An 8303-nucleotide genomic window follows, 5' to 3' on the forward strand; every position below is an offset into this window, starting at 1 on the left:
GGAGCGGGGGCGGCGTGGACGGAATCGTGCGGGCGTGGGTCGACGGATGGGTCGTGTCGCGGGGAGCGGCGCCCCCGGTGGTCGAGCCGTGGGGCTTCACCATCGACATGGGCCTGGCCCACCACGTCACCCGTCACGTCCTCGCGGCGACGAACGTCGACGTGGAGGAGAGGGCCGTACGCAAGGTGGCGGACGCGGTCACCGGGCCCGGCACCTGGCTCAAGGTCTTCGCGGACTCGTCGTCGGTGACCTCATGGCTCGGCGAGGGCTGGTGGATCGACCCCGACCCCGGCTACCTCATGTCCGTACGCCTGGACCCCCACGAGCCCCCGGCCTCCGTGCCCGACGGCTACCGGCTGCGCGTCTGGTCGCGCGGCGGCGTGACCCGCGTGATGGTCGCGGCACCGGACGGTTCCCTGGCGGCCCGCGGCCAGGTCGCCCCGACCGGCGCGACGGCGGTCGTCGACCAGATAGAGACATCCCCGGCCCACCGCCGCCGCGGCCTGGGCACCCTCGTCATGCGCACCCTCACCCGGACCGCCCGTGAACAGGGCGCGGAGACGGGCGTACTGGCCGGCAGCCCGGACGGCCGGGCCCTGTACGAGTCACTGGGCTGGACGGTGCGGGCCCCACTGACCAGCGCGAAGTTCACCGGCCCCGCCTGAGCCACGGCGTTGGTGCCGCCACCGCCGCACCACCGGCCAGGCAGCCACCCCGATCGCCAGGGACAGCAGATGCCCCCAGTTGGTCATCGGGTCCGCGTAGGCGAGCAGGTCGTCCACCAGCATCCCGCCGAAGCCCAGCAGCAGCAGCCGGCGCGGCCACGGTGGCAGCAGGCCCGCCAACGCGCCCGCGCTCACGGCCACTCCGAAGCTGATGCCGTAGTCGAGGCGGTGGAGGGAGCTGTCGGGAAGATGGCCGGCCAGGACGGCGAAGCCCACCGGGACCTCCGTCGCGAGGGTGGCGAGGACATGGCCCGACAGGAACACACCGGCCGTGCGCCACCCGCCGATCCGGCGTTCCAGCGCGGTCAGCACCAGCAGGAAGGCGACGGCGTACAGGGAAGCGACCCCGCCCGCGACCCACAGCGCGCTCGCGAGCAGGACGAGTACGGGGGTGCGGACCAGATGCGCCACATCCGTACTGGAGCCCTGGTGCAGCGCGTGCACCAGGGCAGGGTCGGCGTACTCGGCGACGAGCGAGGTCACCACGAGGACGGTGGCGTAGAGGAAGGTGAAGGGCGTGCCGACGGGGGTGGGGAGCAGCCGCCAGGGTCGCGGGAACGGCGCGCGCCGACGCAAGGAGGACACCCGCCCGGCGTGCGCCTCGGGCTCCACATGCGCCCCGGGCGCCGCGTACGCCCCGGGCGCCGCGTACGCCCCGGGCTTCACGTACGCCCCGACGTCCGCGACCTCCGCCGGTCCCCGCTCCGTCACCCCACGGGACGCCCCACCGGACGCCCCGCCGGGCGCCGCAACGGACGCTCCACCCGGCACCCCACCGGGCTGCCGCGGGATGCCGTCGAGGACGGGCCCCGCGGTCTCCACAGTCTCGGCGGCATCCAAGGTGAGGCGCTCCTTCCGTTTCACCTCACCCTCGACGCCCCGGTACGTCCTTGTCTGTGACCTCCGCCACCCGAAGGACGATTCACAGCAAGCCGACAGCTACGCGACCCCACGCCCCCGACGTCCCCTACGTCCCCGCCGCCCCGATCTCCCGCCCCACCCGCTCCACATACGCCCGGAACCGGCCCGCCATGTCGAACCCCTTCGGATCCAGCACCCACTGGATCTGCAGCCCGTCCATCACCGCGGCCAGTTCCTGCGCCACGGCCACCACATCCGTGCCGGCCCGCAGTTCACCGCTGTCCACCCCGCGCCGCAGCGCCGCGGACAGCGTGCCGATCACCTCGGCGTACCGCTCGACGAAGTAGGCGTGGGCGGGATGCCCGGGGTCGCCGGCCTCGGCGGCCAGGACGTTGAACATCCGGGTGCGGCCCAGCCGGGTGCTGTTGTACTCGGCCAGTCGCACGAGCGCCGTGAACATGTCGGCGGCCGACTCGAACTCCCGGGAGAAGAACCGCTCCCGGTCGGTCTGGTCCATGCGCTCCAGGACCTGGACGAGCAGGTCCTCCTTGCTCCGGAAGTGATGGAGCAGCCCGCCCTGGGTGATGCCGACGTCGGCGGCGATCCGCGTCAACGAGGAGGCATGGAAACCCCGTTGGGCGAAGCGATCGACGGCCGCGTCGAGGATGCGCAGCCGCCGCTCGTCCCCGACGGCGTACGTGCCCCGCACGCCACCGGAGTCCTCCGGCGCGCGCACCGCGGAGCTGTCGGAACTTTCCGGCCCCTCCGGCCCCTCCGGCCTCGGGTTTCGCACCATGTCCGCCACTTTAGCCCCCGCCCCACGGCCGCCAGAGCCCTCGCGGACCGGCGGTTACACGAGTCAACCACCCTCTTCTTTCAAGCCATCTGCCGCGTGAGAGTGGCCACTTGCGCAAAACCTAGTAGCCACTCGGTTTTACTGCTTCCCTGAACTGACCTGCGCGGCGACGCCGCAGCCCTCGTCCCCCCGAGTTCCCAGGAGAGTCATCACCGTCACCCCGGACCGTCCGCGCGGTCAGGTGACCCCCACTCGCACCCTGCCCCCGCCTCGTCCAAGGAACCCAGGATGTCCACAGCCCCGTACCTCGACCCGAGCCGGCCCGTCGACGAACGGGTGGAGGACCTGCTGTCCCGGATGACCCTCGCGGAGAAGGCGGGTCAGCTCTTCCACACGATGCTGACGATGAACGAGAACGGGACGCTCGTGGAGTCGACCGACGGGCCGTCACCCCGGCAGGGCACCACGGAACTGGTCGTGGACGGCCGGCTGACCCACTTCAACCTCATGGGCGGCCACGGCGCGCGCGAGACGGCGGAATGGGTCAACCGGCTCCAGGCGCTCGCGGCCGACACCCGCCTGGGCATCCCGGTCACCCTCTCCACCGACCCGCGCCACTCGTTCACCGACCACCCGGGCGCCTCCTTCGGCGCCGGTGCCTTCTCGGCCTGGCCCGAGCCGCTGGGCCTGGGCGCGATCGGCGAACCGGAGTTGGTGGAGAAGTTCGCCGACACGGTCCGCCGCGAGTACCTCGCCGTCGGCTTCCGGGTCGCCCTGCACCCGCAGATCGACCTCGCCACCGAGCCCCGCTGGTCGCGCCAGTCCGGCACCTTCGGCTCGTCCGCCGAGGTCACGAGCGCGCTGGCCAGGGCGTACGTACGCGGCCTCCAGGGACCCCGGCTCGGCCCGCGGTCGGTCGCCGCCATGGTCAAGCACTTCCCCGGCGGCGGCCCGCAACGCGACGGCGAGGACCCGCACTTCCCGTACGGCAAGGAGCAGATCTATCCCGGCGGCATGCACGACCACCACCTCGCGCCCTTCCGGGCCGCCGTCGAGGCGGGGTGCGCGCAGATGATGCCGTACTACGGGCAGCCGATCGGCGTGGACGGCTGGGAGGAGGTCGGCTTCGGCTTCAACCGGGACGTCCTCACCGGACTGCTGCGCGAACGCCTCGGCTTCGACGGCGTCGTCTGCACCGACTGGGGCCTGCTCACCGACGCGACCATCGGCGGCGAACCGCACCAGGCCCACGCCTGGGGCGTCGAACACCTCACCGTCGCCGAACGCGCCGCGAAGGCCCTGGACGCGGGCGCCGACCAGTTCGGCGGCGAACAGTGCCCCGAGGTGATCGTCGAGCTGGTCCGCTCCGGCCGGATCACCGAGGACCGCGTCGACGCCTCGGTCCGCCGTCTGCTGCGCGTGAAGTTCGCGCTCGGCCTCTTCGAGAGGCGGTACGTCGACCCGGACCGGGCCGAGGAGACCGTCGGCGCGAGCGAGTTCACCGCCCTCGGCGAGGCCGCCCAGCGCCGCTCGCTCACGGTCCTGACCAACCACTCCCTCCTCCCGCTCACCGACCGCCCCAACCTGTACGTCGAGGGGGTCGGCGCGCAGACGGCGTCCCTGTACGGCAACGTCGTGGCCGACCCGGCCCACGCGGACGTCGCCGTGCTGCGGCTGCGCACGCCGTACGAGGAGCGGCCGGGGTTGTTCGAGTCCTTCTTCCACTCCGGGTCGCTGGCGTTCGACGAGGAGCGGCTGAAGGAGATCCTGGCGCTGCTGGCGGCCGTGCCGACCCTGGTCTGCGTCAACCTGGATCGGCCCGCCGTGCTCCCGGAGATCGCGGAGAAGGCCGCCGCGCTCGTCGCCGACTACGGGGCCTCGGACACGGCCCTGCTCGACGTGGCCTTCGGCCGGGCCCGGGCCGAGGGCCGGCTGCCCTTCGAACTGCCCCGTTCCATGGCGGCCGTCGAGGCGTCCCGCCCGGACGTCCCCAACGACACCGCGGACCCGGTCTTCCCGTACGGCCACGGCCTGACGCTCTGACACCACGCGGCGTTCGAGCCATTCACCACCGAGTTGTACACGCGGCGTCACCGTCCGCCGTAATTCGGCTGCTCCGGAGCCGGGGGCACGCGAGGATGGGCGGATGCCCATCACCGACGAACCCGTGGTCATCGACCGGCACGAGGGCCCCTACGGCGAGGTCGTGCTGCGACGGCACGGAGAGCTGTTGCAGATCATCGCCAACGGGTGCTTCCTGATGGACACTTCGGACGGCCGCTCGGAGCGGCTGCTGGTCGACGCCGCCCTCTCCGCGCTGACGGATCGTTCTCGGCCACATGTGCTCATCGGGGGTCTCGGCGTCGGCTTCTCGCTCGCCCGAGCCGCCGCGGACCCGCGCTGGGGCGCGATCACAGTTGTCGAACGCGAACCCTCCGTCATCGCGTGGCACCGCGCAGGACCACTGGCCGAGGTGTCCGCCGAGGCGCTCGCGGACCCCCGTACGGAGGTCGTGGAAGCCGATCTCGTCACGTACGTCAATGAGACATCCGACACGTTCGACGCGCTCTGCCTGGACATCGACAACGGGCCCGACTGGACCGTCTCCGAGACCAACGACAGCCTCTACTCGCCTACCGGACTGGCAAGCTGCGCAAGGGTGTTGAGGCCAGGTGGGGTGCTTGCCGTGTGGTCGGCCCGGCCATCTGCGGAATTCGAGGAAACCTTGGGGAATGCCGGGTTCCAGCAGGTGCGTACCGAAGAGATCCCGGTTGCCCGAGGAGTTCCGGACGTCGTGCACCTCGCGATCCGACCTGGATAGCCCTGGTGCGGTGACTGCCCGTACCCTGCTTGCCTGACGCCGATCATTCAAGCGTCAATCGCAGTCATGCGCAGCCATGCGTAGTCAAGGGATCACCCCACGGATTCCGGAAAGCAACACAGGGGCGGGCGATGGAGCAGACACACACCACCCACAACAGCGCCACGGCGACGCCGGGCGCACAGCGCCGCGTGCTCGTGGTCGAGGACGACCCGACGATCGTCGACGCCATCGCGGCCCGCCTGCGCGCCGAGGGTTTCGTCGTGCAGACCGCGTCCGACGGACCGGCCGCGGTGGACACGGCGGAGGCCTGGCAGCCCGACCTGCTGATCCTCGACATCATGCTGCCCGGCTTCGACGGCCTGGAGGTGTGCAGGCGAGTCCAGGCCCAGCGGCCCGTCCCCGTGCTGATGCTCACCGCCCGGGACGACGAGACGGACATGCTGGTCGGGCTCGGCGTCGGCGCCGACGACTACATGACCAAGCCGTTCTCCATGCGTGAACTGGCCGCGCGCGTGCACGTCCTGCTGCGCCGGGTGGAGCGCGCCGCGCTGGCCGCGACCACACCGCGCTCGGGCATCCTGCGCCTCGGCGAGCTGGAGATCGACCACGCGCAGCGCCGCGTCCGGGTGCGCAGCGAGGACGTGCACCTCACGCCCACCGAGTTCGACCTCCTCGTATGTCTCGCGAACACCCCGCGTGCCGTACTCTCGCGCGAGCAGCTGCTCGCCGAGGTGTGGGACTGGGCGGACGCGTCCGGGACGCGGACCGTGGACAGCCACATCAAGGCGCTGCGGCGGAAGATCGGCGCGGAGCGGATCCGCACGGTGCACGGTGTGGGGTACGCCCTGGAGACCCCGACTCCCTGACCCGTGCTCGCCGCCCCGCGTGCGCGGGACATTCGTAGGCACGCAGACAGGTAGGCGCAGGGGGCTGGTGGCGTGATGAGCGGAATCGGTGACCCGAGGTCCCGGAACCGGACTCCCGGTGGCATGCAGTCGCGGAAGGGCGCGGGCCCGCTCGGCGGGGTGCGCCCCTTCTCGATCAAGACGAAGCTGGGCGCGCTCGTCGTCATCTCGGTCCTGATCACCACCGGTCTGTCGATGATCGCGGTGCACACCAAGACGGAGCTCCGCTTCATCACGGTGTTCTCGATGATCGCCACACTCCTGATAACGCAGTTCGTGGCGCATTCGCTCACCGCGCCGCTGGACGAGATGAACGCGGTCGCCCGGTCCATCTCGCGCGGCGACTACACCCGGCGGGTCAGTGAGAACCGCCGGGACGAGCTGGGCGACCTCGCCCACACGATCAACCTCATGGCGGACGAGCTGGAGGCCCAGGACCGCCAGCGCAAGGAGCTCGTGGCGAATGTCTCCCACGAGCTGCGTACGCCCATCGCGGGCCTGCGGGCGGTCCTGGAGAACATCGTCGACGGCGTCACCCAGGCCGACCCGGAGACGATGCGTACGGCCCTGAAGCAGACCGAGCGCCTCGGCCGGCTGGTGGAGACCCTCCTGGATCTGTCCCGCCTGGACAACGGCGTCGTCCCGCTGCGCCGCCGCCGCTTCGAGGTCTGGCCGTACCTCTCGGGCGTCCTCAAGGAGGCCCAGATGGTCTCCTCGGCCCGCGGCGGCGTCGCCTCGGACTCCGGCAAGCACACGCGTACGGACGTGCACCTGCACCTGGACGTGCACCCGCCGGAGCTGACGGCCAACGCGGACCCGGAACGCATCCACCAGGTCGTCGCGAACCTCATCGACAACGCGGTGAAGCACAGCCCGGCGCACGGCCGCGTGACGGTGAAGGCCCGGCGGGGACCGACCCCGGACTCCCTCGACCTGGAAGTCCTGGACGAGGGCCCCGGCATCCCCGAGTCCGAGTGGCACCGCGTCTTCGAACGCTTCAACCGCGGCGCCGTCAGCTCCCCCCACGGCCCCGGCAGCGACGGCGGCACCGGCCTGGGCCTGGCGATCGCCCGCTGGGCGGTGGACCTCCACGGCGGCCGCATCGGAGTAGCCGAATCCCCCAAGGGCTGCCGCATCCAGGTGATCCTCCCGGGCATACCCCCGAAACCCCAGGGCCCGGCACTCACGTAGGCGAGCCGCACACTGGCGGGGACCACCGAGCCACCGCTTGCAGGCGCCGGGCGACCGCACGCTCTCAGGCCCCGGGTGACCGCGGCTTTCAGGCGCCGGGTGACCGCGGCTTTCAGGCGCCGGGCGACCGCAGGCTTTCAGGGGCGCGGGGAACTGCGCGAGCAACCCCCACCCACCCGCACCCGACCACGCACCCTCACCCACCCAGCGGGGTCCGGGGGCGCAGCCCCCAGGGACAGGATGGGACGGGTAGGGGCGGCGGGGGCGGAAAAATCCCGCGATACCCACATCCCACCTGGCTGAATCCCCCCGCCATTGCCAGATTTCGCTCATCCTCCCGGGGCTTACTTCTCCCCCAAGTTGACGTAAAGTTCGAACCGGAGCCACAAGATCCATGGCAGATCCGCCCAGCCGGACACGTGTGATCAGGTGCGTTCGAGCAGAGGGCCGGGTGCACATCCCCGCAGGCCCCACCCGACGCATGCCCGGCGCCCGCCCCCCACACCCGTTCCAGACCGGAACCACGCTTGTTTCCCGCCATTTCCACCCCCGAAACACGCGTTCCGATGTGACTTACGCGACGAAGAGCGGGCTCGGCCTGACCTTCCCGGCCACGGGGGCGTAGCCTTTATTCCCGCTGTCCATCACCTTGTGAAGCGGAAGAGGGCGGTTGCCGCCGTGTCGCCACAGTCCCCCAGTAACTCGAGCATCTCGACCGACGCAGACCAAGCGGGTAAGAACCCCGCCGCGGCCTTCGGTCCGAACGAGTGGCTCGTCGACGAGATCTATCAGCAGTACCTCCAGGACCCGAATTCGGTAGACCGAGCCTGGTGGGACTTCTTCGCCGACTACAAGCCAGGCGCGGCTGCCGCCCCGGCTCCGGCGAGCTCTGCGGCCACGGGGGCCGCAGCGACCACCACACCCGCGGCCCCCGCCGCCCCGGCCCAGGCCGCACCCGCCGCCCCGGCCGCCCCCGCCCCGGCTGCCCCGAAGCCCGCCGC

Annotated in this window: 8 protein-coding genes; 6 read left to right on the forward strand and 2 right to left on the reverse strand. The window is 71.5% G+C overall.

Going from position 1 to position 8303, the window contains the following annotated elements; translation table 11 throughout:
- Nucleotides 1-14 precede the first annotated feature (14 nt).
- Entirely contained in the window at nt 15-665 is a 651-nt protein-coding gene (locus HW837_RS39315; protein ID WP_093790692.1) for a GNAT family N-acetyltransferase, read from the forward strand.
- Here HW837_RS39315 and HW837_RS39320 read toward each other — a convergent pair.
- A complete protein-coding gene (locus HW837_RS39320) occupies nt 606-1565 on the reverse strand; it encodes a rhomboid-like protein (protein ID WP_237270567.1) in 960 nt (319 codons plus the stop codon). The two genes, HW837_RS39315 and HW837_RS39320, sit on opposite strands and share 60 nt — an antisense overlap.
- A 127-nt stretch (nt 1566-1692) precedes the next feature.
- Nucleotides 1693-2382, reverse strand: coding sequence for a TetR/AcrR family transcriptional regulator (locus tag HW837_RS39325; RefSeq protein ID WP_052682934.1), 690 nt, complete (start codon nt 2380-2382; stop codon nt 1693-1695).
- A 288-nt stretch (nt 2383-2670) separates the two neighbouring features.
- Here HW837_RS39325 and HW837_RS39330 point away from each other — a divergent pair, with 288 nt between their 5' ends.
- From HW837_RS39330 to HW837_RS39350, 5 genes are all read left to right on the forward strand, one after another.
- Nucleotides 2671-4425 (forward strand): glycoside hydrolase family 3 protein, encoded by a 1755-nt coding sequence (locus tag HW837_RS39330; RefSeq protein ID WP_045558982.1) that lies wholly within the window; start codon nt 2671-2673, stop codon nt 4423-4425.
- Between the two features lie 103 nt (nt 4426-4528).
- Nucleotides 4529-5203 (forward strand): spermine/spermidine synthase domain-containing protein, encoded by a 675-nt coding sequence (locus HW837_RS39335; protein WP_045558983.1) that lies wholly within the window; start codon nt 4529-4531, stop codon nt 5201-5203.
- A gap of 131 nt (nt 5204-5334) precedes the next feature.
- Nucleotides 5335-6072, forward strand: coding sequence for a response regulator transcription factor (locus HW837_RS39340; RefSeq protein ID WP_045558984.1), 738 nt, complete (start codon nt 5335-5337; stop codon nt 6070-6072).
- A gap of 123 nt (nt 6073-6195) precedes the next feature.
- Nucleotides 6196-7302 carry a sensor histidine kinase gene (locus tag HW837_RS39345; protein ID WP_078853588.1) on the forward strand — a complete coding sequence of 369 codons (1107 nt, stop codon included), beginning with the start codon at nt 6196-6198 and terminating at the stop codon, nt 7300-7302.
- A gap of 678 nt (nt 7303-7980) precedes the next feature.
- Nucleotides 7981-8303: 2-oxoglutarate dehydrogenase E1 subunit family protein (locus HW837_RS39350; protein WP_193383566.1), on the forward strand; the 323-nt coding region annotated here is incomplete at its 3' end.

It is taken from the genome of Streptomyces caniscabiei, assembly GCF_014930365.1.
Classification (GTDB): domain Bacteria; phylum Actinomycetota; class Actinomycetes; order Streptomycetales; family Streptomycetaceae; genus Streptomyces; species Streptomyces caniscabiei.

What these genes read in the sequence shown, in the direction of transcription:
- HW837_RS39335 (WP_045558983.1), top strand. Translation starts at nt 4,529, where the DNA reads ATGCCCATCACCGACGAACCCGTGGTCATCGACCGGCACGAGGGCCCC.
- HW837_RS39330 (WP_045558982.1), top strand. Translation starts at nt 2,671, where the DNA reads ATGTCCACAGCCCCGTACCTCGACCCGAGCCGGCCCGTCGACGAACGG.
- HW837_RS39340 (WP_045558984.1), top strand. Translation starts at nt 5,335, where the DNA reads ATGGAGCAGACACACACCACCCACAACAGCGCCACGGCGACGCCGGGC.
- HW837_RS39325 (WP_052682934.1), bottom strand. Translation starts at nt 2,382, where the DNA reads ATGGTGCGAAACCCGAGGCCGGAGGGGCCGGAGGGGCCGGAAAGTTCC.
- HW837_RS39345 (WP_078853588.1), top strand. Translation starts at nt 6,196, where the DNA reads ATGCAGTCGCGGAAGGGCGCGGGCCCGCTCGGCGGGGTGCGCCCCTTC.